Here is a 25,725-nt window from a genome sequence, read left to right on the forward strand (position 1 = left end):
GGCTGCCGCTGCGCCGCGTGGTTGCTGCGGCGATCATGACATTGGCCGGCCTGTCCACGACCGCCTGGGCAGCAGAGCAGATGCCGCGCTTCGTGACCGGGAACGGCCGCCACGCGCTGTTCGTGGATGGGGCACCCTATACCGTGCTGGCCGCGCAGCTGCACAATTCCAGTGCGTGGCCGGCGGTGCTGCCAGGTGCACTGGACCAGGTGGTGGCGCTGAATGCCAACACGGTGGAGGCGCCGGTGTACTGGGAGCAGTTCGAGCCCATGCCGGGCCAGTACGACACCACCAACGTGGACGCGCTGATCGAGCAGGCCCGCAAGCGCAACCTGCGCGTGGCGCTGCTGTGGTTCGGCAGCTGGAAGAACGGGCAGATGCACTATGTGCCGGAGTGGATCAAGCGCGATGCCGGCACCTACCCACGTGTGCTGGATGAGCGCGGCCAGCCGGTGGATGTGCTGTCGCCGTACGCCGCCGCCAATGTGGAGGCCGACGCACGTGCGTTCACGGCATTGATGCGGCACCTGCGCAAGGTTGATGGCCAACGCCATACGGTGATCCTGGTGCAGGTGGAGAACGAGCCCGGCACCGTGGGCGCGGTGCGCGACCATGGCGCGGCGGCCAATGCGGCCTTCGCGCAGCCGGTACCGGTGGCGATCACCACCCGGCTGGGCAAGCCCCCCGGCACGTGGCGGCAGGTGTTCGGGCCGGAGGCCGACGAAGCGTTCAATGCCTATGGCACCGCGCACTACATCGAACAGGTCGCCGCGGCCGGCAAACGCGCCTATGCCATGCCGATGTACGTCAATACCTGGCTGCGCTACAAGGGCAAGAGGTTCCCGGGCGTGGACTATCCCTCCGGCGGGGCAACGGTCAATGTCTTCGACCTGTGGCGTGCGGCCACCCCGTCGATCGACTTCATCGGTACCGACATCTACACCAGCGATTACAACGAATACACCAAGGTGATCGGTCAGTACGCCCGCCCGGACAACCCGGCGTGGGTCTCCGAGACCGGCTTCGAGCCAGCCACCGCGCCGTATCTGTTCCATGTGCTGGGGCAGGGCGGTCTCGGGTTTTCGGTGTTTGGCATGGATGGCCTGGACTCGCCCGAAAAGCAGGCGGCGACCGCTGCGCATGCAGCCAATTTCGGACAGTTGGCACCGCTCCAGCGGATGATCGCCAAGGCCGCGTTCGAGGGCCGCCTGCAGGCCGTGGCCGAACAGCCCGGCCAGCCCCGGCGCACCCTGCACTTCGGCGACTGGGACGTGCAGGTCTCCTACGGCGCACCGTACTGGGGGGATGCCGATCCCATCCTGCCCGGCAACCCCGACCACGGCGGCCGCCTGCTGGTGGTGCAGACGGCGGCTGACCAGTTCCTGCTGACCGGCTTTTCCGCCCGTGCGGAGTTCGTGCGCGTGGCGGACGATGCGCAGCACGGGCAATTGCTGCGGGTGGAGCAGGGGCGCTACGTGGACGGCCAGTGGCGGTTCGAGCGACTGCTCAACGGTGACCAGACCGACTACGGGCTCAATTTCGTGCGCGATTCCCCACCGGTGCTGCGGGTCACGGTCGGCACGTACTGACGAGTGACCGTGATCGCCACGCCGCGCTGGCGCAGGGCGGTCTATGCGGAAAACCGCATTGAAGGCAGGGGTGCGCGACAAGACGTCGGGACCTGCACCGCGCAGCATGAAGGCTGGTCATCGCAAGGCACAGGCAACATGGATCGCAGACGTTTCCTGCGTCAGGGCATGGCGGCAACCGCTGCCGTCGGTTTTCTTCCTGCGTTGAGCAGCGGCGCTGCCGACGCGCGCGGTAAGGTGTCAGCGCCCCTTGCCCGGCCCGTGCTGCAGCCTGCGGCATCGGTCGATCTCACCGGCTTCACCGCGCTGGCCAGCTTCCAGCACCGTGGCGTGGTGTGGACCGCGCATGAGGATCTGCGCACGCCACAGGGCGCGCTGGTCCTGGTCTGCGCGGACGGCCTGCTCGAGCTTGGCAAACGGACCGAGGACGTGTGGGGCAGCGACACGCCCGCCTACCTCGGCATTCCGCTGGCGAAACTGGCGATGGCCGAGGCCGACGTGCTGGCCGACGCGCTGCTGCGCGATGGCGACCCGAGCGAACAGGCGGTGCGTGACGTTGCACCGCCTCCGGCTTCCCGGCTGGACCCCAAGGATCACAACGGTCGCCTGCCGTGGACCACCTTCGTGGGCACGGTGCAGGCCAACGACACCATGCAGATCTACCCGGATGGGCGCAGCCGCACCTATCGCGCGGTGCAGTCTTTCCCGGCGCTTGCCGATGCAGACAACGTCGCGCACCGGGCCGAAGGCCTGCTCGGTGGCTGGATGCCGGCGGTGCACAAGGTGGTCCCTGCCGGGGAGGGGCGCTGGTACGACGTGCTGGTGTTCGCCGATGTGAACGCGCAGGACCGCTTCATCGTGCAGACCTGGCACCGCACGGTGCTGGTGGAGCAGGGCAAGGCGGTACGCACGGTGGTCGGCTACAGCTACCCCGATTTCCCGCCGCGTCGCACTGGCGCCAGCGTCGAAGATTTCTATCGCGGTGTGATCGACTTCGCCGCGAGCTGGCAGGCACAATTGGCCCAGGCCAGTACCGCGCAGCTGCCCGATGCCAGCTGGTCGGACCTGGCCTGGTTCGCGTTCGCGCGTGAGCTGGTGGTGCGCCCGGGCGGCGTGTATCCGAAGTACGGTGCGGTTGATCGGGATTACGTCGGCAACGAGTACGACGGCTTCCAGGACACGTTCACCAGCTCGCTGTACGCCAACCTGGAATGGGGACGGTTCGACCAGGCCAGGGCGGTGCTGGACAACTACCTGAGCGAGTACACCCAGGCCGATGGGCTGGTGAACATGCGCGGGCCGGAAATCGGCCAGTTCGGGCTGACCCTGTCCCTGCTGGCGCGCTATCTGCGCTACACCGGCGATGTCGCACTGCTGCGCAGCCACCAGGGCAAGATCGAGGCGACCGCTGCGCTGCTGGTGGAACTGCATGATGTCAGCCTGGCGTTGCCACGCAGCGACCGCGGGCACGGGCTGATCCATGGCTGGAGCGAGTCCGATGCCTGTCTGTATCCCGATCCCACGTTGTGGTGGAAACCGTACTTCGGCAACAGTGCGCTGACCATCCGTGGTTGGGAAGACATCGCCGCCGTATGGCCGACCATCGCCGGCGGCCAAGGGGCCAGCCGCCAGTGGCGCCAGCACGCCCGGCAATTGCGCACGCGGATGCTGCAGAGCATCCGGGCCGATATCCGCCATGACCTTCGGCCCCCGTATCTCGGGCCGCTGCCGGGGACCACTGAAACCTTCCGCCAGGCGATGTCACAGGAGGACCCCAGCAAGAGCGAGCAGCTATGGTCGCATCGCGCCTACGCCGAGCTGCTGCAGGCCGATGTGTTGCCACCGGAGATTGCCCACCTGGTGATCGACTGCCTGCGCGGCCACGGTGGCACCACACTGGGCATCGTCTCCAATATCTGGAAACCGAGCCCGGAAGGGCGCGACATCCTCGGGTTCATCTCCTATGGGCACGCGCAGCAGCTGCTCCGCCTGGACCGGATCGAGGAGTACCTGTTGTTCCTGTATGCGCACCGTTACCAGGCGCATACCCGTGGCAGCTGGACGGCAGGCGAGGTTGCCGGCATCACCGGCGGGATGCCGCTGTTCTGCATGCCGGCGCAGATGACCGTGCCGCTGCTGCTGCGCTGGATGCTGGTGTTCGACCAGGACCAGGACCTGTATCTGGCCCGCGCGGTGCCGCGGGACTGGCTGGCGACCGGCAAGCCGATCGAACTGCAGGAGGCGCCGACCCCGTGGGGCAGGGCCGGACTGCGCCTGCGGGCCGATACCGGGCAGCGCCGCATCGACGCCGAACTCACGCTGCCCGCTACGCGGCCCAATGCCATCTGGCTCACACTGCGCGCGCCGACCGGGACGCAGCTGCGTGAGGTGACGGTGGACGGACGACCAGCGAAGACGGCTGGGCCCCAGCACGACCGCGTGCAGATTCCGTTCGCTGCCGGTGCCACGGTCGTGGTGCAGGCCCACTACGACTGAGGACGCCGCCCATGCCCGCCTTTCATCCTGACATCACGATTGATCCGTCGCGTCGCCGCTTCCTGCAATGGAGCGCGCTGGCCGCCGCCGGCATGCTGCGCTTTCCACTGGAGGTGGCAGCATCGGCCGCAGGCACGGTCACCGCGCTGCCCTTGCAGGCGGTTCGGCTCACGCCATCGATCTTCCTGGACTCACTGCTGGTCAACCGCCGCTATCTGTTTGAACTGGAACCGGATCGGCTGCTGCACAACTTCCTTCAGTACGCGGGGCTGCCGCCGAAAGGCGACGTGTATGGTGGCTGGGAAGGCGACACCATCGCCGGGCACACGCTGGGCCATTACCTCAGCGCGCTGTCCAAGCTGTATGCGCAGACCGGGGATGCCCAGGTCAAGCAACGCATCGAGTACATCGTGGCCGAGCTGGCGCGGGCCCAGGCGCAGGATCCGGACGGCTATGTCGGCGGGCTGACCCGCAAGACCGATGCGGGCGAGATCGTCGGCGGCAAGAGCGTGTTCGAGAGTGTGCGCGCCGGCGCGGTGAATGGCAGCAAGTTCAACATCAACGGCAGCTGGTCGCCGCTGTACACCGTGCACAAGCTGTTCGCCGGGCTGCTGGACGCCGATGCGCTGGCCGACACCCCCCAGGCACTGCAGGTGCTGGAGCCGTTGGCGGCGTACCTCGCCGGCGTGTTCGACGCGCTCGACCACGCGCAGATGCAGTCGCTGCTGGCCACCGAATTCGGCGGGCTCAACGAATCCTACATCGAGCTTGGCGCGCGCACCGGCAATCCGCGCTGGATCGCGATCGGCAAGCGCCTTCGGCACGAAGGAATCGTCGATCCGGCCATCGCCGGCAAGGACGATCTTCCGCATCACCACGCCAATACCCAGGTGCCCAAGTTCATCGGTGAGGCCCGTCAGTTCGAGGTCACCGGTGACGCTGACAGCGCTGCGGCGGCACGATTCTTCTGGGAGACGGTCACCGGCCACTACAGCTACGTGATCGGCGGCAATGCCGACCGCGAGTACTTCCAGCAGCCTGACACCATCGCCGCCTTCCTGACCGAACAGACCTGCGAACACTGCAACAGCTACAACATGCTCAAGCTGACCCGGCATCTGTACCAGTGGACGCCACAGGCGCGCTATTTTGATTACTACGAACGCACGCTGCTCAACCACACCATGGCGGCGCAGCATCCGCAGACGGGCATGTTCACCTACATGACGCCGATGATCACCGGTGCCGAGCGGGGTTTTTCCGACAAGTTCGATTCCTTCTGGTGCTGTGTGGGCAGCGGCATGGAAGCGCACGCGCAGTTTGGTGACTCGATCTACTGGCACGACGGGCAGTCGCTGTACGTGAACCTCTACATTCCCTCGCAGCTGGACTGGAAGGAGGGCGGGTTGGCCCTTGAGCTGGACAGCGACGTTCCGCACACCGGCAACGTGCGCGTGCAGGTGACCCGCGCTGACGACAAAGCCCCCCGGCGTTTGATGCTGCGTATCCCGGCCTGGGCCGACGGGCACCAGGCGCTGAAGCTCAATGGGCGGACCGTATCTGCCACGCCGAAGGAGGGGTACATCGCGCTGGAACGGCGGTGGAAGGCGGGTGATGTGGTCGAATTGGCGCTGGACATGCCGCTGCGTCTGGAGCCCGCCGCAGGCGACCCGGACACGGTGGTGGTCATGCGCGGCCCACTGGCACTGGCCGCCGATCTGGGCCCGGCCGCAACGCCGTACGACGCGATGGATCCTGCCCTGGTGGCGGACGTGTCTCCGTTGTCCGGCTTTGTCGCGCTGCGCGAGCCCACCCGCTTTCTGGCCAATACCACCCGCCCGCGGGCGCTGGAGTTTTCCCCGTTCTACGCTCAGCACGACCGGCGCAGTGCGCTGTACTTCAAGCGCATGGACCCGGCCCAGTGGGCGGACGAAGCGCAGCGCCGGGATCGCGCCAAGGCCGAGCATGCTGAGCTTCAGGCCAGTGCGGTGGACATGATCCAGTTCGGCAACGAGGCCTCGGAGAAAGACCATCGACTGGCCAGCGACACCTCGTTCGCTGCGGCCTACCGGCGTCAGCAATGCCGCGATGTACGCGGCAAGGGATTCGTGGCGTTCGTGATGAAGGGCAGTACACAGCCCTTGGTCCTGCGGTTGCGCTTCTGGGGTAGCGACAAGGGCCGCTTCAACATCCTCGTCAATGGTGCGCTGGCGGTCGAGGTGGCGGTGGAGCGCGGGCAGGTGATCGACTTCGTCGACCGTGATTATCCGCTGCCGCATGCACTGACCCGCACGGGCCAGCCGTTGACCTTCCGCGTCGAGCCCCAGCACGGCGACACCGCCGGACCGTTGTTCGGTGGGTGGCTGATGCCTGCGTGAGGTGCGCCATGCCTTATTCCGCATCCAGACGCGATAAATGCGACAAGACGCCAGGTCCAGCCACCCCGCACATTGTGACCGTGAGATGAAAACGTTGTAGGCATCCGAACACCGTCTGCCCATGTGCGCCCTGGCGTGGAACGCCAGCTCGCAAGCCCCATCGAACCGATTCACTGGCGCATGCCGGTGCGGGGGACTGTTGCCCCTCGATACCGCTGGCCTGCACATGACCGAGGAACTCCGCCATGACGCCCCATCCGTCCCCCGCACCGCATGCGTTGTCGTTGTCCCGATCCGCCTTGGCGGTCCGCCGCCCACTCGCGGCCGCGGTCGCTACCGTCGTGATGCTGGCGGCCGCTGTGCCGGTGCTTGCGCAGGACACGGCCGCCCCATCCGGCAGCGCACCTACGACCCTGGACAGCATCGTCGTCACCGGCTCGCGCCTGCGCCGCGTCGATACCGAAAGCGCCAATCCGGTGGTGACCGTCACCCAGCAGCAGATTGCGGCCACCGGCAAGGCAACGGTCGGCGATCTGCTGCAGGAACTGCCATCCATTGCAGGCAATTCGACCAATCCCAACACCAACAACGGCGGCGGCACCGGCGCCTCCACCATTTCGCTGCGCGGTCTGGGTGACAAGCGCACGCTCGTGCTGGTCAACGGCGTGCGCCTTGCCTACAACGACGTCAATGCGATCCCGGCCACCATGATCGAGCGCATCGAGGTGCTCAGCGATGGAGCATCGGCGGTGTATGGCTCAGACGCCATCGGTGGCGTGGTCAACTTCATCCTGCGCGACACCTTCGAGGGCGCACAGTTCACCGCGGATTTCGGCACCAGTGGTGAGCGTGACGGCAATCGCCGCAATTTCTCGCTCACCGGTGGCAAGGCCTGGGATCGCGGCAGCATCGTGGCTGGCGTGTCGTATCACAACCTGGACGCGGTTTCCGCGCTGAATCGGGATTATTCCAAGGATGCCCTGTACCTGAGCAGCGGCGTGGCAGTCAAACAGGGTTCGTCCGCGACACCGACCGGGTCGATCAACTTCAATGACGGCTCGGCCGCATCACGTGCACTGGCGGCGAGCAACGGCTGTTCGCGGGTGACGTTGAACGGGGGTGTGTCCGGCGCGACGGACCCGGGCGACTTCCATTGCTACACCGCCGCCAACGACTCGTACAACTATCAGCCCTACAACCTGCTGCAGACGCCCCAGGAACGCACCAACGCCTTTGCGCTGGGCACGTTCCGGTTCACCGACAACGTCGAGGGCTACCTCAATACCTGGTTCAGCAAAACCGAATCGGCCTCGGTAATCGCCCCGATCCCGATCTTCGCCAATGGCGACAACTTCCTGGTCTCCGCGCAGAGCTACTACAACCCGTTTGGCGTCAATTTCGGCACCGATCGCACCACCGGTACGTCCTACAACGACCTCAACACGCGGGTCACGGTGCTTGGCAATCGCCGTTACGAGTACAAGACCGATAATGTCCAGATCAGCCCCGGCCTTCGCGGTGGCTTTGGTGACAGCTCCTGGCGGTGGGACGTCAATCTGAACTATGGCCGGGTCAAGCAGACCTCGACCAACTACGGCTTCCTGGACTACGCCGCCTTCAACCAGGCGGTCGGTCCGGCGTTCCTGGACAGCGACGGCACCGTCAAGTGCGGCAGCGCCGGCAGCGTCATCGCCGGTTGCACGCCGCTCAACATCTTCAATATCAACGACCCGTCCAGCCTGGGCACCCTGCAGTCGATGGTGGTCAACCCGGTGGCGACCAGTGTGTATACGGTCAAGCAGTTCGAAGCCAATGCCAACGGGGATCTGTTCGAGCTGCCGGCCGGCACGGTGGGATTGGCGGCCGGTGTGTCGTATCGCAAGGAAACCAGCACCAGCAAGGCCGACGCGCTGTGGACGGGTGACGAGAACGGCTTGTGCGGCGTGATCGAATTCTGCGCCTCGCAGTTGAGCGGACGTTTCGACGTCAAAGAAGCGTATGCCGAAGCGTTGTTCCCGCTGCTGAAGGATCTGCCGGGCGTGCAGTCGCTCAACCTCAGCCTGGGCACGCGGTTCTCCGATTACAGCTCGGTGGGCAGCAAGACCAACAGCAAGGTGTCCATCGAGTACCGTCCAATCCAGGACCTGTTGCTGCGCGGCACCGTCTCGCAGGTCTTCCGTGCACCGAACATCAATGAGCTGTACTCGGGCGTGGTGGGCGATGCGCCAACGGTCAATGATCCGTGCAATGGCTACACCGGTGGCAACGACGTGGCCTGTGCCAACGTGCCCACCAACGGCAGCTACCACCAGGCCGATGGCCAGATTTCGGGCAAGGCGTCCGGTGCCGAGGTCGCGGGCTACCAGCTCAAGCCGGAAACCGGCAAGTCGTATGACGTGGGCTTCGTTTACGATCCGCGCTGGCTGGAGGGGCTGTCGATCAGTGCCGACTGGTGGCGCATCGATCTGGAGGACACCATCACCGGCGTATCGGCGCAGACGGTGCTGAACCAGTGCTATGCCAACCCGGCGAGCGCGTTCTGCGCGCTGATCCACCGCAACGGCAACGGCACCATCAACTACGTGGCCGAACCCACCGTCAACCTGGGTACGCTGGCCACCCGTGGTGTCGATTTCAACGCAACCTACCGGTTGCCGGTCACCAGTTGGGGTACGTTCTCGGCGGGGCTCAACGGCACCTACCTGGAGCGCTACGACGTGCTGCCTGACACCACCGACCCCAGCACGGTGACCATCCGCAATGGCGGCATGTACACCTATGCGTACGGCAACTTCCCGCGCTGGCGTGCGCTGGGAACGCTGAACTGGGCGCAGGGCGACTGGAGTGCCGCCTGGCGGGCACGTTACGTCGGCAAGACCCGGATCGGCAGCAGCGACCTGGACCAGGGCCTGTCGGCCGATACCGATGAGGCCGGTGTGGTCCGCAGGATCGGGTCGTTCGTGTATCACAACGTGCAGGTGGGCTACACCGTCGCACCGTGGCACACCAGCTTCGAGCTCGGCGTCGACAACCTGACCAACAAGCAGGCGCCGCTTTACTACGCCAACAATGGCGGCAACGGCAATACAGACGTCGCCACCTACGATGTGCTCGGCCGGTTCTACTGGGCCCGCGTGTCGGTCAAGTTCTAGGCAGCGGAGTTGATTTCCTTCCTGCTGCTCTCTGCCCTGAACGGGTCAGAGAGCCGCGGGATCAAACCTCAACGGCGAGCGTCGTCGCGCGCCTTGCCCACGTCGCTTTGAACTTCACCGACGCCCTTCTGGATCTTGCCTTCCACTTCCTTGGTCTTGTCGCCAGTGACTTTACCCACGACTTCCTTCACGGTGCCCTTGACCTGGTTCTTGGCGCCTTCAGTGCGATTCTTGTCCATGGTTGACTCCACATAGTTGGGAAGAGAGTGCCCGTGCTGGGCAACGCCACACTGCGGCAGTCGCGGTGTCGTGCTGGTGAAGTTCCAGTGCAGGCGATGTCATTCCTCGTCACTGGTCTGCCTGGCGTTCATCGCAGCGACCCCGGAAGTCCCTCAGGAAGCGACTGCGTGTCAGCACTGGCTTGTGCAAAACGGCGCATGGCGTTGGCTCATGGCCCCGGCTTTCGGGGCCGCTTCGCTCAGAGCAGCGCGACGCTGGAGGTCTGCGGCACCATGTCGTTGCGGGCATCCAGCCGTGCGTGGCTGATCGCCTGGTGCGAGCCACACTGGTGGCAGCGGAACAGTGCGCCGCCAGGCAGGTGGATCAGACTGGCGTCTGCCGAGGAGGTGGTGCCGCAGGGGCCACACTCGACAGTCAGCGCGATGATGCGTTCGACCGCGCCTGTGTAGGAGTAGGCGGCTTCGAAGGCATGGACAACGAAGGGGCGTGCGTGGGGCATCGTTGTACCTGAGGCAGTGGGGTGGAGTGAGCATCCACCGGGGGGTGTGATGGCGTCGTGCTGGCCTTTTCCCGATCAGGGTGCGGACTGCGGATCCCCCAACGCCGCCTTGCGTTCCTGAAACACCTCCGGCGTCTGCGGCTTCACGAACAGCGCCACCAGTTCGGGATACTCCGCTTTCACCGCCTTTTCGATACGCGTGATGCACGCCTCGATCTGCGGCGTCGTGCGGTCGTCCTCGAACTCCGCGCTCAGCATCGCGACCACCTGTTCCGGCCCCATCTGCATCGTGGTCACCCCGTTGGCCCGGCGCAGGTCCGTATCGTGGGTGGCCACGGCAAGGATGCGCTTGGCCACGCTGGGATGCGCAGGCTCACCTACCAGCAGGCCCTTGGTTTCGCGGGCCAGCAGGAAGGCGGTGACGGCCAGCACGCCGGCAATGCACAACGAGGCCACACCATCCAGGATCGGCATCTCGAGCAACTGTGCGGCCAGCAGGCCGATCAGGGCAAAGCCCAGCCCGAGCAGGGCGGCGCTGTCTTCCAGCAACACCGTGAAGGTGGATGGATCCTTGCTTCGGCGGAAGGCCTCGAAGTAGCCCATCGCGCCTTTGGTCGCGCGGAACTCGCGCAGCGCGATCCACCAGGAGGCGCCCTCGAACACGAGCGAGACGCCGAGCACGATGTAGCTGATCAGGTGGTTGGTGGCCGGCTCCGGGTTACGGATGTGCTGGATGCCTTCGTAGGCCGAGACACCGGCACCGGCGGCGAATACCAGCAGCGCGACGATGAAGCTCCAGAAGTACAGCTCACGCCCATAGCCGAACGGGTGGGTGGTATCGGGTTTCTGCTCGGCCCGGCGCAGGCCATACAACAGCAGCAGTTCATTGATGGTGTCCACCAGCGAGTGAACGCCCTCGCTGAGCATCGCAGAGCTGCCCGAGATGCCGGCCGCGATGAATTTGGCGATGGCGATGGCCAGGTTGCCGGCGAGCGCGGCGTAGATGACGAGACGGGAGCCGGTAGGCTTGGCCATGACGGAGGCGCAGGGGAAGGGAGAAGCGCATCATCCGGAACCCGTTGTCCGGACGGCGTGCAGGCCATCGGCCGGCCCGGAAAGACGCCAGGATTCCACCGGCCCTCACCTTGACGCAGAATTGCAGGCGGTGGCGTAAATTGCTTTCCCGTTCTGGTGGGCCACCCGTGGGCCGCCGCCTTCCCCCCGCGCTCTGCAATACCTTCAGTTCAAGGTCTGGTGCCCGATGACGTCTGTCTGTCCATCCTCTCCCGCGCCCGTGCGCGGTGCGCGTGCTCCGGTGCTGCTGTGGTGGTGCGCGTGAGTGGACCGCCGGGGCGCTTCCCCGGCAGTACCGGGGGGGTGGCCGAGCAGGTCCGGGCGTTGGATTGGCAGGCCACGCCGGTGGGCGCCATCGAGACCTGGCCCAGTGCGCTGCGCAATGCCATCAACCTGATCCTGGCCTCGCCCGAGAGCATGTATGTGGTCTGGGGCGATGATCTGACCTTCTTCTTCAACGATGCCTACAGCCCGATTCTGGGCCCCCGCCTGGAGGGTGCGCTGGGCGCCCCGCTGAAGCGGTTGTGGGCCGATGCGTGGGATGCGGTGCGGGGCCCGATCGAGGCGGCATTTGCCGGCAATGCCTCGCGCTACGAAAACCTGCCCATTGCCATGAGCCGCCGCGGTGAGCCGGAAGAGACCTGGTGGACCTTCTCGTTCTCGCCCATCTATCTCGACGACGGCAGCGTTGGCGGGGCGTTCTGTGTGACCAACGAGGTGACCAACATCGTTGTGGCCCAGCAACGCTTGGCCCGTGAGAACGAGCGGCTGATCGCGCTGTTCGACAAATCGCCGATGTTCATGGCGTTCCTGAGCGGGCCGGAGCATCGGGTGGAGCTGGCCAATCCCGGTTACGAGCGGCTGGTCGGCAATCGGCACGTGCTTGGCAAGTCGATCCGTGACGCGCTGCCGGAGATCGTCGAGCAGGGCTTCCTGCCGCTGCTGGACGAGGTGTATCGCACCGGCAAGCCCTACATCGGCAATGAGGTGGTGTACGACGCCCCATACCCGTCCGACCCCTCATCGGCCAGGCGGATGCTGGATATCGTGTTCCAGCCCGTGGCCGGGGAGGATGGCACCACGGCGGGCGTGTTCGTGCAGGGCCTGGATGTCACCTCCCACATCGAGCTGCAGCGCTCGATGCGTCGGGTGGAGGCCCGCAACCGCCAGATCATCGATAGTGCCAAGGACTATGCGATCGTGGCCTCCGACCTGGAGGGCAGGGTGACCTTGTGGAACGCCGGTGCCGAGCACATTTTTGGCTGGACCGAGGCAGAGATGCTGGGCCAGAGCGTCGAGGTGATCTACACCGCCGAGGACATCCAGGCCGAACGGCTGCGACACAACCGCGCGGTCTCGATCGCATCCGGCGGCGTCAGTGGTGAACGCTGGTTGATGCGCAGGTCCGGCGAGCGCTTCTGGGCGAACGGCGCGATGACCGTGCTTCGCGGCGAAGACGGGGCGGTGCTGGGCTTCGTCAAGGTGCTGGGCGATCGCACCGAAGAGCAGCGGGCGAGCGCGGCGCTGGTGCATAGCGAGCGTCGCCTTGGCGCGCTGGTGAGTGCCTCCTCGCAGTCGTTGTATGCGGTGAGCGCGGACTGGCGCGAGATGCGGCAGATTCTGCCCACCGGTGCGGAGGCAGCCAACGATGGCCTCCCGGTCATCACCGATTGGCGCGAAAAGTACGTCCATCCCGACGATCTGCTGCTGCTGGAGCAGGCCATCGCGCGCGCGATGAAGCATCGTCAGCCGCTGGCGCTGGAACACCGCACGCTGCTGGCCGATGGCAGCGTGCGCTGGGTGCAGATGCGGGCAGTGCCGCTGCTGGACAGCACGGGAGTGATCACCGAGTGGTTCGGCACCGCGGCGGATGTGACCGAGCGGCGCCAGGCCGAAGACCAGCTGCGTGAGCTGACCCAGACCCTGGAAGAGCGCGTGCAGGCCCGCAGCGCTGAGCTGCAGGTGGCCGAGGAGCGTTTGCGGCAGAGCCAGAAGATGGAAGCGGTCGGCCAGTTGACCGGCGGTCTGGCGCATGACTTCAACAATCTGCTGACCGCCATCTCGGTGGGCCTGGAGCTGCTGGAGCTGCGTATCGATCAGCAGCGCTATGACGATGTCGGCCGCTATCTGGAGATGGCACAGTCCAGTGCTGCACGCGCCACCGCGCTCACCCAACGCCTGCTGGCCTTCTCGCGCCGGCAGACGCTGGCGCCGACGCCCGTGGTGGCCGATACGATGGTGCGCGGGATGCTCGACATCATCTCGCGCACGCTGGGGCCGTCGATCGCGATCTCCACCCACTTGGACTCCGATCCCTGGGCCGTGCTGGTCGATGTGCCGCAGATGGAAAATGCGTTGCTCAATCTGTGCATCAATGCACGCGATGCAATGCCCGACGGTGGTCCGCTGATCATCAGTGCCGCGAATGTCACCTTGCAGGGGCAGGCCGCTGCGCTTCTGGATACGCCGCCAGGCGACTACATCCGCCTTGCGGTCAAGGACGCCGGCACCGGGATGGACGCGGCGGTCATCGAAAAGGTGTTCGAGCCGTTCTTCACCACCAAGCCGATCGGCCAGGGTACGGGGCTGGGGTTGTCGATGATCTATGGGTTCACCCGGCAATCCGGCGGGCAGGTGCGGATCGATTCGCAGCTCGGCCAGGGCACGACGGTGGAGCTGTATCTGCCGCGCTTCATCGGCGAAGCGGCGGGCGCGCCGGCCGAAGACACGGTGCAGGACGTGCCGGTGGCATCGGCACCGAGCGTCGGCACGATTCTGGTGGTCGAAGACGAGGAGGCGATCCGTGCGCTGCTTACCGAGGTGCTGGGCGGGGCCGGCTATCGGGTTCTGCAGGCACCGGAGGGTGGGCAGGCGATCGATACCCTGCGGTCGGAGGAGACCATCGATCTGCTGATCACCGATGTCGGGCTGACCGGTGGACTCAACGGTCGCCAGGTCGCCGACGCAGGACGTCAGGTCCGCCCGGGCTTGCCGGTGTTGTTCATCACCGGCTATGCCGCCTCTGCGGCGGTGGGTGCCGGTCAGCTGGAGGAGGGCATGGAAGTACTCACCAAGCCCTTCACCACCACCGAGCTGGAGCGCAGGGCACGCGCACTGCTGTCTGCCAGCAGCAACCACTGAACGCGATCCGGGCGGCTAAACGAGCGCCCGGACGGTACTGAGCAACTGCCGGAGCGTGAATGGCTTGCGTAGCAGCTTGATGCCGCAGGCCAGGAAGTCGGGGCGGGCGCCTGCCTGTCCGGCGTAGCCGGTGACCAGCAGGATCGGCATGGCCGGGTGGAGCGTGGTGGCGAGCGTGGCCAGATCGCGGCCATCCATGCCGGGCAGCCCGACATCGGAGACCAGCAGGTCGAACGGTCCGCGTTTCAGGCAGCCCAACGCTGTCTCGGCGTCAGCAACATCGAGGACATCGAAACCGTCCTCGCTGAGGATGTCCTTGGTCATCTCCCGGATGGGCGCATCGTCTTCGACCAGAAGCACGCGGCATCGCGGGTGGTCTGTCACAACGGTCATTGCGGTGGCTCGCCCTCATGGCATGCAGGTAACTGCGTAGCGCTCCACCTTAGCGCCCGCGCATGTTAGCCCACCGTGCAACGCACGGGAGGCCCGCGTCATGGGGGCAGAGCGCTGCCGCCGCCGGCAGCGGGGCTGTCCTCGCGGAGGGCACCAAGAATCGAGCGTGCCAGATCGGTGCGCGTGAACGGCTTGGGCAGGATGGTGATGTTCCTGCCGCCGCCGCCGCTGGCCTCGATGTCGCGCGGGTAGCCCGAGGTGAACAACACCCGCAGGTCCGGCTTCTGACCGAGCGCCTGCTTGGCCAAGGCCCAGCCGGACATGCCGGGCATCACGATGTCCGAGAACAACAGGTCCACGTGGGCCTCGTTGCGTTCCAGCAGGCGCAATGCGGAAGGTCCATCGTGGGCCTCCAGCACGCGGTAGCCGAGCTGACGCAGGGTCTCCACGGTGTAGGCGCGCACGTCGTCGTTGTCCTCGGCCACCAGCACGGTCGTTTCGGCCTGCGCCTCGTAGCCGTTCAACGCCTGCTCGTCACCAAGCCGGGCGGTGGGGAGTGCTGCGGCCGAGCGCGGGAACAGCAGGGTGATCGTGGTGCCGACGCCCGCGGTCGAATCCAGCAGGACATGCCCGCCGGACTGTTTGGCAAAGCCATAGACCATCGACAGTCCCAGCCCGGTGCCGCGGCCGACTTCCTTGGTGGTGAAGAACGGCTCGAACACGCGCGCCATGACGTCGGCGGACATGCCCTGGCCGGTGTCGCGGACCCGGACCATCACATATTGGCCTGCGGGCACATCAGGGTGTTGCGCCGTGTAATCGTCGTCCAGGTGGATGTTGTCGACCTCCAGGGTCAACCGGCCGCCCTCGGGCATGGCGTCGCGTGCGTTCACCGCCAGGTTCAACACCGAGGCTTCGAGCTGGCTCGGATCGATCTCCACGCACCACAGATCCGGGCCATGCAGCATGTCGATCTGCACCAGTTCGCCAAGCGACCGCTGCAGCATGTCCTGCATGCCGCGCAGCTGCTCGTTGAGGTCCACCGGCATGTTTTTCAGCGGCTGACGGCGCGAGAAGGCGAGCAGGCGCTGGGTCACGTTGGCGGCACGCATCACACCCTTCATCGCGTTGTCCAGGGCGCGGGAGGAATTGCCTGCGCCGTCGCCGAGACGATCGGTCAACATCTTGGCGTACTCGACGTTGCCGGCGATGACGGTCAGGATATTGTTGAAGTCATGTGCGATGCCGCCGGTCAGCTGGCCCACCGCCTCGATCTTCTGGCTTTGCCGGAGGGCTTCTTCGGCTTGCCGGCGGGCGGTGGTTTCCACCGCCTCGGACACCACCGCGGTGATCGCGCCCTGGTGATCGAACAACGGCCGGAACGAGAAGTCGAAGGCGCGCTTGCCGGTAGGCAGGCGCAGCTCCAGTTCATGCCGCGACGGCATGCCGGCCGCGGCCTCGACCACGGCGGCGCAGACCACCTCGGGCACGCCGGGCGTATCGGCAAACCAGGCAGACTCGCAGTAAAGCGCATCGCGCACGTCGTCCTTGTCGGCCAGGATGGCCGCCAGCGACGCGGAGTTGGTGTCGATGATGCGCCCGTCCAGGCTGAGCAGGTTCTGGTGCTGGAAGCTGGATTCGAACAGGGCCTGCAGGCGGCTTTCGCTGCGATGCAGCTCGGCCGTGCGTTCGTCCACCTGGCGTTCGAGCGATGCATTGTTCGCCTTCAACTGCGACTGCGCGGCCTTGAGCTCGCTGATGTCGCGTGCCATGGCGTAGTAGCCCACCACCGAACCATCGGGGGCCAGCTCGGGCACGCAGTCGATCTGGGCCTGGCGGGGCTCGCCGATACTGCGCAGTGACAGCATCTCAAAGCTCACCTTCTCGCCCTGCAGTACGCGGTCAAGATGGTGCTGGATGGCCTCGAAACCGGCCTCGCCGATGATCTCGCGGGTGTGTCGGCCGATCAGGCTGTCCGGTGTCTGGCCGTGCCATTCGACGTAGGCATTGTTGGCGAAGCGGAAACGGTGATCATGGCCGAAGTAGGCGATCAGGGCCGGCAACGCATCGGTGATCAGCTTCAACCGCTGGTGGCTGTCGTGCAGTTCCGCTTCGACCTGCAGCAGCCGGCGGCGCTCCTCCGATTCCTGGATGGCGCGGACCACCGCATCGGGCAGGCGCTGCAGGCGCGATTTGACCACGTAGTCGCGCGCACCGCGCTTCAGCGCTTTGACGGCAAGCTCTTCGCTGAGCGTGCCGGAGACAAATATGAAGGGGGTGTCGGGCGCCAGCTCGCTGGCCAGGGCCAGGGCGGCATCGCCATCGAAGCCCGGCAGCACGTGGTCGGCCAGAATCACATCGAAGCCACCGTCTGCCAGCGCCTGGACCAGGCCGTCATGGGACCAGGTCCGTTCGAACGTGAAGGGCACGCCTGCACGTCGCAGCTGCGCCGTGATCAGCTCGGCATCCAGCGCGCTGTCTTCGACCATCAGAATCCTGATGGCCTTTCCTGTGGCAGCTTCAGCCATCTTGTCTACTCTTCCCGCCGAACAATGTGCCGTGTGGTGGCGGCTGGTTGGTGATGCCCCAGAACATGCCCAGCCCCTGGATCGCCTCGAGGAACTCCTTGAAGTCCACCGGCTTGACCACGAAAGCGTTCACGCCCAGCTCGTAGCTTCGGACCAGATCCTGCTCCTCACGCGATGAGGTCAGCATCACCACCGGGGTGCTGCTCAGGGCGCGGTCGCTGCGGATTTCCTTGAGCACTTCCAGGCCATTGAGCTTGGGCAGTTTCAGATCGAGCAGAACCACCACGGGGCCGCCATGCATCGCGCCTTCGTAGGGACCCTGGCAGCGGAGATACTCCAGCGCTTCCACGCCGTCGCGCACATGGGTCACGTCGTTGAGCAGCTGGCAGCGCGCAAGCGCCGCCATGGTCAGCTCAGCGTCTTTCGGGTTGTCTTCTACGAGCAGAATCGGTCGCAGATCTCTCATAGGTGGTCTCCAGTAACAAAGGGAATGGTGAAAAAGAACGTGGCGCCGGCGCCTACCTGGCCGTCGGCCCAGGTGCGGCCGCCATGGCGGGTGATGATGCGGTGCACGTTGGCCAGGCCGATGCCGGTGCCTTCGTACTCATCGACGTGATGCAGCCGTTGAAACACGCCGAACAGCTTGTCCACATAGCGCATGTCGAAGCCGCAGCCATTGTCTTTCACGAAGAAGATGTCTTCCGTGTCGTTGCGGTCGTGCCCGATCTCGATGCGCGGGTCGGAGGTGTCGCGGGTGAACTTGATCGCATTGGACAGCAGGTTCTGCCACACCAGCCGCAGCATGCCGGGGTCGGCCTGTACCTTGGGCAGCGCACCGATCTGCCAATCGATGGCACGCCCGGTGTACTCCATGTCCAGCTTGTGGCGCACATCATCCACCAGGGCCGTCATGTCCATGGCAATCTGGCCCATCGTGGAGCGGCCCATCTGCGAGAAGCTGAGCAGATCATCCACCAGCGTTCCTGCCGATTTTGCCGACTCCACGATGGTGTCGAGGAATCTCTTTTCTGAATCGTTCAATCGCTCGCCGGCCGAGGACCACAGCAGCTCGGAGTAACCGACGATGTGGCGGAACGGCGCCCGCAGGTCGTGGCTGACCGAATAGGAGAAGGCTTCAAGCTCCTTGTTGCTGCGGAGCAGCTGCTCATTGAGCGCGGCCATTTCCTCGGCCTTGCGCAGCACGATGTCCACGATGGCCGTGCGCAGCTCGAGCGATGCGTCGCGATCCACGTCGTTCCACGGCAGGGACTGTCTGCGCACGGTCTGCTTCCAGCCCTCGAAGGAGGTCCGGGGCGACAACGGCTGAGCGCTCTCTTCCTTGCGCGGATCACCGCCCCAGCGGACGGTCCGGACCACTTCGGGCCGGAACCAGATCACGAAGCTGTCGTGGATCTGCGAGATGGAGATGGCCAGCACGCCGCTGGCCACACCGGCGAAGGCCTCGGCCTCCTTCCAGTCCAGTGGCAGGGTGTCGGTGCAGAAAATGTCGCCGTCCATCTGCTGTGCGGTCAACCACTGCACCAGTTGCATGACCTGCTGCTGGCTTGGGCACTCACCATGCAATATGCACTCGCCACGGTGCACGATCGCAGCGCCGGTGGACTCGGTCAGGGCCAGCAGGTTGCGCTGGTCGCGGCCCAGTGCGGCCATGAAGTCGGTGTCACCGGCCATGCGGCCCATCAGCCGCACCTGGATGGCACGGCGCGCGATGCGCTCTTCGACCAGGACCGCGCGCTGTTTGACTGAAATCTGCAGCGACAGAATCTGGCCAATGAACTCGCAGGCCGTGCGGACGTGGTACGGCACGCGGCGCGCGAGCTGGTTGTGGCAGGAGATCAGGCCCCACAGTTCGCCTTCGGACACGACCGAGACCGACATCGACGCACCGGTGCCCATGTTGCGCATGTACTGCAGGTGCACCGGGGAGACACTGCGCAGCATGGCCGGACCCAGGTCGGTGGGCGGTGCATCGGCGATGGCGGGCACCCGTACGAGCGGCACCGGGGTGTACTGGTTGTCGGCAATCAGTCGGACCCGGTTTTGCCGGTACAGCTCGCGCGCCTGGGCGGGGATGTCCGACTCGGGGAAGCGCAGGTCCAGGTAGGAGGGCAGGACCGTGTTGCGGTCCTCGGCCACCACGGCGCCGTTCCAGTCCGGGTCGAACTGGTAGATCATTGTGCGGTCGAAACCGGTCAGCTCGCGGATGTGTACGGCGGCGATCTCGCACAGCGCCTGCGTGGTCGGTGCCTGCTCGATGGCTGCCATGAAGCGGCGGATCGAGGGATAGAGGTCTTCCAGCGAGCCCGGCTCGCCCGGTACCGGTGCCTCCAGCTCCACGATGATGTCCCCGCCGATCCGGTGGGCGACGGTGTGGTGGTAGCCGCCACTGCCGACCCGATGGGCGCCGAGAAAATGCGACGTGCCCTGCTGCAGGCTCTGCAGGACCGGACCGCAGTGCGCGAGGGTACCGGCCAGGATCTGGTCCAGTGGCTGCCCAAGCGGGTCGCCGACTTCCTCGACAAGCGCCGGGTTGGCAACCGCGCGGGCGTTGACGGTCAAGGTGGCGGGATCGAGGACCAGGATCAATCCGTAGGGCTGGATCGCTCCGGGGGTGCGGATGGGTTCACGTGCACAGCTGGACAGGTCCAGGCTGCTTCCGCCGGCATTCCTCGATGACATCCACTGACTCCTGCTGCTGACGCTGCTGAAAACCGCTCGAATGGCGCCATTCCGCACGGCAGGTCCATGAGCACGGAACGCCGCAACGCGGTATGCCGCAGTGGCGATATTTTTGCACAGCCGCCTATGTGGATTTGTGAGGATGCGGATTTCTGAATGCATGGCAACGACCGCATCGGCAGGCGCGATGCGGTCGCTGGCGTGGCTACGTGCGTGCAGGGTCAGCGCGCTGGGGCGCTGCGGCGGCTCAGTCCCAGCGGTAGCGCACCGTGGCCGACCACAGGCCGCCGGAGCCATCGATCGGGCCGCCATTGGCGTAGCGGTAGTACTCGTTTGCCGCGAGCAGCGGCTCGGGCAGTTTCGTGACCCGGCGGTCGAACACGTTGTTGGCGTTCAAGGCGACGTCCCAGCCGCGCGCCAGTGTCGCCCCAAGCTCCAGATCGGTGATCCACAGCCCACCGATGTCATAGGCGATCTCGGCCTGCCCGGCATAGGGACCGCTGGCGGCCACCGTGGCGGGGGAACCGTAGCGTTGGATGTCGCCATAGCGGCTCTGGCGCAGGCCGACACGGTAGCGCCCCAGCGTCCAGTCCAGGCCCAGCACCTGCCGTGACTTCGGCGCTTTGTAGAGCAGATCGTTCTGCGAGCCGGTGCTGAACACCGGCACGTTGAAGGCGGCCAGCACGGGCGGCGTCGGTGCCAGGCCGGTGATCTTCGCGCGGGTATGGCTGCTGGCCAGCGTCCAGCGCAGGCTGCCGCCGCGGCCAAGGTCCCACCGGCCTTCCAGGGTGGCCTCCACGCCCTCGGTGCGGGTGTCGGCGGCGTTGATGAAGTAGCGCACACCGTCCTGGGCGCCCAGGCCCACCGAGGTGACCAGCGCGCCCGAGCCGGGGTAGAGCCCCTCGCGGAAGGTGGTGGACAGCGCGATGCGGTCGTCCACATCGATGCGGTAGGCGTCCACGGTGAGCGACGCGCTTTCCCACGGCTCGGCCACGATGCCCAGGCTCAGGCTGCGCGAAGTTTCCGGGCGCAGCGGCTGCGCGCCCAGGGCGATGGCCTGGGGCGAGCCGGCCTGCAGGATATGGTCGGTGTAGAAGTTGCCGTTGGAGGTGTTGCGGTAGGCCTGCGCTGCGAGCGATGGTGCCTGGAAGCCGTTGCTGATCGTGCCGCGCAGGGCGAGCCTGGGGTGCAGTGCGAAGCGGGTGGAGAGGCGACCGGTGGTTTCGCTGCCGAAATCCGAATAGCGCTCATGGCGGCCAGCCAGATCGACGCGCCAGCGCGAGCCCAGATCTGCGGCGACCCCGACGTAGACCGCGCCGCTGTTGCGACTGACGTCCACTGCGTCCTCTGGGCGATAGCCCGGCAGTGCCTGCGATCCCCCCAGGCCGATGCCCAACACCGTGCCCGCATACGGCCCGTCCAGCACCCGCTGCCCGCCATGGGTGTAGGACTGCACATCGCCGGCGCCGATACGGTAGCGCTCGTCGCGGTATTCCGCGCCCGCGCTGAACTCCAGCGGGGCGGCCAACCACCCCGTCTGCACTTGACGGCGCAGGTCCAGGTTGTAGGTCCACGCGCTGTAGCGCAGGTCGCCGATGTAGAAATCGGTCTGGCTGTCCAGCCCGTAGGTCGGGTTGATGCTGTTGTGCAGGTTGATGTCCATCGCATCGCGCCCGTAGCCGCTGCTCAGGTCCCAATCCCACTGGCCGAGTTGCCCGCGCAGCCCGAGCGTGAGCGCGCCATCGTTCTCGTCGATGTGCTCGGTGGGGGCGAAGCCGTCTGGATCGATGGCCCGCACCACTTCGTTGCGCAGCGGCTGGCGGAAGTTCTGCGGCGCCCATGCATCGCGCTGGGCGAGGGTCAACAGCCCGTAGGCGTCGACTGTCGCGGCCAGTGGAATGCTGGCATTGGCGGTGGCGGTCTTGGTGCGGAACGCGCGGATGCCGCGGTTGCGCCAGGCGTTGTTGTCGCGGGTGGCCTCGCGCGGATCCGGCGTGGCACCGGCGGGCAGCGTCGGGTTGCTGGCCTGGTTGCCACCGGGCCGGATCGCCGTGCCGGCCGCGTTGCGCGGGAAGTAATACAGGAAGGTATCGCGTGCGGGGCTGGTGTAGTCGGTGGCGTGCTGATCATCCAGCTGTGCGGCCAGATGCAGATAGCCGCCATCGCCGATGCCGAAGCCGACATCGGCCTGCACCACGCGCGAACGGCCATCGCCGGCGAAGTAGGTGCCATCGCGATAAGAGACGTTGCCCCCGCGCGCGGCTTTGTTGGTCACGATGTTGATGACGCCGGCGATCGCGTCCGAGCCATAGATTGCCGAGGCGCCATCACGCAGCACTTCGATGCGTTCGATCGCGCCGGTGGGGATCAAGCCCAGATCGGCCGGCGCAGCGCCACCAAACCCACCGGCGCCCAGCAAGGCAGTGGCGTGGCGGCGCTTGCCGTCCACCAGCACCAGCACGTGGCTGGAATTCAAACCGCGCAGCTGCCCAGCGCGCACCATGCTGTTCAGATCGCCGGTTTCCAGCGGCAGGTTGAAGCTCGGCACCGTGGTGTTGAGCACGTCCAGCAGGCTGGTCGCGTTGGCGGCGCGGATATCCTCGGCGGACAGCACATCGATCGGCGCCGCACTTTCACGCACGGTACGACCCTGTGCACGGGTGCCGGTCACGGTGACCGTATCGAGCGTTGCGGTGCTGGTAGCGGTGATGGCACTGGCATTCGTCTCCGGCGCTGCGTGGGCGACAAGTGGCAGGGAGAGCGCGGAAACGATGGCGAGGGCCAACGGCGGGCGATGGTGCGTGGGCAGCATGGAGGATCCCCAGGGAGAAGAAAGGCCGATGCGCAGGGGCATGCGGCGGGCAGGCAACGGCGGTAGCGCCGGATCAGCAGGTGCGGTGACGCAGCGCACCCGGGCAACAGCGTTCCGCCGCGGCAGCGATGCGCCGGGCGTGGATCACGGCGCCCCCCTCGCGGCAGCGGCCCAGCGCTCGAGATCGGCCGGATGCAGCGGTCCGTTGTGGACCTGCAGGACCGTGCCACGCGCATCGATCAACACCGAGAAGGGCAGCGTGCCGATGCGGTTTCCGAAGGCCGCCGCGCTGCCGGGCGGCCCGTCGCTCTCCACCAGTTGCGGGTAGGTGAGCTGGAGCTGGTCGCGCAGTGCCGTGGCGGCGTCGATGTCGTCCAGGGCGATGCCCACTACGTGCACGCCGTCAGGCAGCGGCGTCTGCGCCTGCGAGAAGCGCTGCAGGTCGGGCAGTTCCTTCAGGCACGGTCCGCACCAGCTGGCCCAGTAGTTGAGCAGGACCGGGCGGCCGCGCCATTGCGCCAGGGTCGCAGGGCGGCCTTCCAGGTCCGTCCACTGCAGGGCGGGTGCGGCCTGGCCGGCGGGTGGCGCGGTGGTCAGCGGTGCGGCGCGGGAGGCTGTCGGCAGCGCGGCCGACAGCGTGAGGGCCAGCACGATGGCCGATCGGAGGTGGGGCAGGGTCATGGCGGGGAGGCCGTCGAGGAGGTCGTGCGGGCCGCGAAGCGGTCGTCGGTGAGCGTGTGCAGGAACTGCTCGATGTCATCGATCTCCGCTTCGGTCAGGTGCAGCGGATCGCGCAGCTGCGCATCGCGCCCAATCGAATCGGGGATCACCTTGCCGGGATCGTCGTAGTAGACGATCACCTCGCGCAGGGTGTTGAACATCCCGTTGTGCATGTAGGGGGCGGTCAGCGCGACGTTGCGCAGGCCGGGCACCTTGAATTCGCCCTTCTGCGCGGGGTCGCCCGTGACGCCGCCGCGACCCTCGTCGTTGAATTGGCGGCCGTTGTAGATGCCGATGTTCTTGAAGCGGTCCGAGGTGAAATCCTCGCCGGCGTGGCAGCTCACGCACTGGGCCTTGGTGATGAACAGCAGGCGGCCGCGTTTGGCCGCGTCGCTGATCGCGTCTTCCTGGCCGAGTGCATAGCGGTCGTAGGGGCTGTCCACGGTGTTGAGCGTCTTCTGGTAAGCGCCGAGGGCCCGCCCCAGTGTGCGAGGGCTGGGCGGTGCGTTGTAGGTGGCCTGGAAGCGGGCCACCCAGGCCGGGTCCGCGGCCAATCGTGCGATCGCCTCGTCGATCGGCAGGTCCATTTCCAGTGGGTTGGCGATCGGTGCCAGCGCCTGTTCTTCCAGGGTTTCGCTGCGACCATCCCAGAAGAAGCGGGTGCGGCCGGCACTGTTCATCACGCTGGGAGTGTTGCGGGTGCCCACACGCCCCTCCACGCCCAGGCTGAGCGCGCGGTCGTCGGCAAATGCACGGGCAGGTTGGTGGCAACTGGCGCAGGACACCGTGCGGTCACGCGACAGGATGGGATCGAAAAACAGCTGGCGGCCGAGCTGGGCGCGCGGGTTGTCGCTCAGGTCGCCGTCATAGGTCGGCGCATCGGCGGAGAACACCGGCGCCAGTACCGCAACGCCGATCAGTGCGGACAGCAGGGCGAGGGAGCGGACAGGGCGGGGCATGGCAGTGCCGCGCTCAACGCGCGGCGATCTCCTGCTGGACCAGCTCGCACAGCCCACTCTCTTCGAAGCACACCTGGGCACGCAGGGTGCCGTTCACCGGTGTGCTGCCTGCGGCGATGGGCAGACGCAGCTGCCCACGTTCGCTGAAGTAGGTATAGCGATACTCGCCGGCGAAACTGCGGCCGTGCCCTTCGCGCGGCGCGACCGATCGCAGCGGTCCCTGCGCCTGCTCACCACCGGCCAGGATCACCCGCGCCGCCCGCGGGCCGATCTGCGGTTGCTCGAAATCCGAGGCATACAGAATCCAACCCGGTTCGATGCGGGCGTCGATCACCAGCTCACGGGTGCCGTCGGAGTGTGCTTCCACGCGCGGATCCAAGACGACCTTCGACGTATCGGCGGCGACCGCGCCGAACGGGATGAGCAGCAGCGCGGCGACCCATGGGGCAAGGCTGGGACTCACTCCTTCGCCCCCTGGCCCTCGGTGGTGATGCGCAGCTGCACCTCGTCGGCGATGTTGGGCAGGAACCCGGTCAGGCCGAACTCGCTGCGGCGGATGACGGCCGTGGCGTTGAAGCCGATCGTGGGCACCTTGCGGCTGGGATGCTCACCCACCTTGTTGAGGGTGGCGTCGAGCACGACCGGGCGGGTCACCCCATGCAGCGTCAGATCACCGGTGATTTTCAGACGGCCGGTGCCTTGCGACACCACCGAGGTACTGCGGAAGCTGGCCTGCGGGTGCTTGGCGACATCGAACAGCTTGTCGCCCTTGACGATCTCGTCCAGTTTCGGGACGTGGGTGTCCAGCTCGGCCAGCGGCAGCTCCACCTGCACCTGCGACGCAGCGGGCGTGGCCGCATCGTAGATGAGCGTGCCGCTGCTGATCGCCGCGCGGCCGGTCGGGAAGGAGAAGCCGTTGTGGTTCCAGGTGAACAGCACATCGGTGTGGGTGGGGTCGAGCTGGTAGGTCACCGGTGCGGCGGTCGCCACGGCGGGGGCGCTGGAAAGGGCAAGCAGGGCGAGTAGCAGGGGAGTACGCATGGC

The 25,725-nt window shown here is 66.4% G+C and carries 17 protein-coding genes; 5 read left to right on the plus strand and 12 right to left on the minus strand.

The window, feature by feature from the left end; all coding sequences use genetic code 11:
- Positions 1 to 35: 35 nt before the first annotated feature.
- The 4 genes from ABE463_RS00475 (at position 36) to ABE463_RS00490 (ending at position 9,615) form a co-directional block, all read left to right on the plus strand.
- A complete protein-coding gene (locus ABE463_RS00475; RefSeq protein WP_346467160.1) occupies positions 36 to 1,589 on the plus strand; it encodes a DUF5597 domain-containing protein in 1,554 nt (517 codons plus the stop codon).
- A gap of 138 nt (positions 1,590 to 1,727) precedes the next feature.
- A complete protein-coding gene (locus ABE463_RS00480; protein WP_346466855.1) occupies positions 1,728 to 4,085 on the plus strand; it encodes a Tat pathway signal protein in 2,358 nt (785 codons plus the stop codon).
- Positions 4,086 to 4,096: 11 nt separating this feature from the next.
- Positions 4,097 to 6,463, plus strand: a complete 2,367-nt coding sequence (locus ABE463_RS00485; RefSeq protein ID WP_346466856.1) for a glycoside hydrolase family 127 protein — start codon at positions 4,097 to 4,099, stop codon at positions 6,461 to 6,463.
- 245 nt (positions 6,464 to 6,708) lie between these two features.
- Complete coding sequence (locus ABE463_RS00490) at positions 6,709 to 9,615, plus strand: TonB-dependent receptor (protein ID WP_346466857.1); 2,907 nt, start codon at positions 6,709 to 6,711, stop codon at positions 9,613 to 9,615.
- 68 nt (positions 9,616 to 9,683) lie between these two features.
- Here ABE463_RS00490 and ABE463_RS00495 read toward each other — a convergent pair whose 3' ends face one another.
- The 3 genes from ABE463_RS00495 to ABE463_RS00505 form a co-directional block, all read right to left on the minus strand.
- Positions 9,684 to 9,854, minus strand: coding sequence for a CsbD family protein (locus tag ABE463_RS00495; protein ID WP_019184192.1), 171 nt, complete (start codon positions 9,852 to 9,854; stop codon positions 9,684 to 9,686).
- 239 nt (positions 9,855 to 10,093) lie between these two features.
- A complete protein-coding gene (locus ABE463_RS00500) occupies positions 10,094 to 10,354 on the minus strand; it encodes a hypothetical protein (RefSeq protein ID WP_259259688.1) in 261 nt (86 codons plus the stop codon).
- A 75-nt stretch (positions 10,355 to 10,429) separates the two neighbouring features.
- Positions 10,430 to 11,389: a cation diffusion facilitator family transporter gene (locus ABE463_RS00505; protein ID WP_346466858.1), complete on the minus strand. Its 960-nt coding sequence runs from the start codon at positions 11,387 to 11,389 to the stop codon at positions 10,430 to 10,432.
- A 300-nt stretch (positions 11,390 to 11,689) separates the two neighbouring features.
- Here ABE463_RS00505 and ABE463_RS00510 point away from each other — a divergent pair, with 300 nt between their 5' ends.
- Positions 11,690 to 14,569: a PAS domain S-box protein gene (locus tag ABE463_RS00510; protein ID WP_346466859.1), complete on the plus strand. Its 2,880-nt coding sequence runs from the start codon at positions 11,690 to 11,692 to the stop codon at positions 14,567 to 14,569.
- A 15-nt stretch (positions 14,570 to 14,584) separates the two neighbouring features.
- On the opposite strand, the gene ABE463_RS00515 is transcribed toward ABE463_RS00510, so the two are convergent.
- From ABE463_RS00515 to ABE463_RS00555, 9 genes are all read right to left on the minus strand, one after another.
- Positions 14,585 to 14,962 carry a response regulator gene (locus ABE463_RS00515; RefSeq protein ID WP_259259691.1) on the minus strand — a complete coding sequence of 126 codons (378 nt, stop codon included), beginning with the start codon at positions 14,960 to 14,962 and terminating at the stop codon, positions 14,585 to 14,587.
- Between the two features lie 98 nt (positions 14,963 to 15,060).
- Positions 15,061 to 17,490 carry a PAS domain-containing protein gene (locus tag ABE463_RS00520; RefSeq protein WP_346466860.1) on the minus strand — a complete coding sequence of 810 codons (2,430 nt, stop codon included), beginning with the start codon at positions 17,488 to 17,490 and terminating at the stop codon, positions 15,061 to 15,063.
- A complete protein-coding gene (locus tag ABE463_RS00525) occupies positions 17,483 to 17,956 on the minus strand; it encodes a response regulator (RefSeq protein ID WP_259259693.1) in 474 nt (157 codons plus the stop codon). Before ABE463_RS00525 ends, ABE463_RS00520 begins: the two co-directional genes overlap by 8 nt.
- Positions 17,953 to 20,190 carry an ATP-binding protein gene (locus tag ABE463_RS00530; RefSeq protein WP_346466861.1) on the minus strand — a complete coding sequence of 746 codons (2,238 nt, stop codon included), beginning with the start codon at positions 20,188 to 20,190 and terminating at the stop codon, positions 17,953 to 17,955. The genes ABE463_RS00525 and ABE463_RS00530 overlap by 4 nt, the downstream gene beginning before the upstream one ends.
- 247 nt (positions 20,191 to 20,437) lie before the next feature.
- Entirely contained in the window at positions 20,438 to 23,002 is a 2,565-nt protein-coding gene (locus ABE463_RS00535) for a TonB-dependent receptor (RefSeq protein ID WP_346466862.1), read from the minus strand.
- 144 nt (positions 23,003 to 23,146) lie between these two features.
- Entirely contained in the window at positions 23,147 to 23,683 is a 537-nt protein-coding gene (locus ABE463_RS00540; protein WP_346466863.1) for a TlpA disulfide reductase family protein, read from the minus strand.
- Complete coding sequence (locus ABE463_RS00545; protein WP_346466864.1) at positions 23,680 to 24,681, minus strand: cytochrome c peroxidase; 1,002 nt, start codon at positions 24,679 to 24,681, stop codon at positions 23,680 to 23,682. Before ABE463_RS00545 ends, ABE463_RS00540 begins: the two co-directional genes overlap by 4 nt.
- A 13-nt stretch (positions 24,682 to 24,694) precedes the next feature.
- Positions 24,695 to 25,144 carry a protein-disulfide reductase DsbD domain-containing protein gene (locus tag ABE463_RS00550; protein WP_346466865.1) on the minus strand — a complete coding sequence of 150 codons (450 nt, stop codon included), beginning with the start codon at positions 25,142 to 25,144 and terminating at the stop codon, positions 24,695 to 24,697.
- Positions 25,141 to 25,722: a YceI family protein gene (locus ABE463_RS00555; RefSeq protein WP_346466866.1), complete on the minus strand. Its 582-nt coding sequence runs from the start codon at positions 25,720 to 25,722 to the stop codon at positions 25,141 to 25,143. The genes ABE463_RS00550 and ABE463_RS00555 overlap by 4 nt, the downstream gene beginning before the upstream one ends.
- Positions 25,723 to 25,725 lie beyond the last annotated feature (3 nt).

Source organism: Stenotrophomonas sp. TWI819, from assembly GCF_039673075.1.
Taxonomy (GTDB): domain Bacteria; phylum Pseudomonadota; class Gammaproteobacteria; order Xanthomonadales; family Xanthomonadaceae; genus Stenotrophomonas; species Stenotrophomonas rhizophila_B.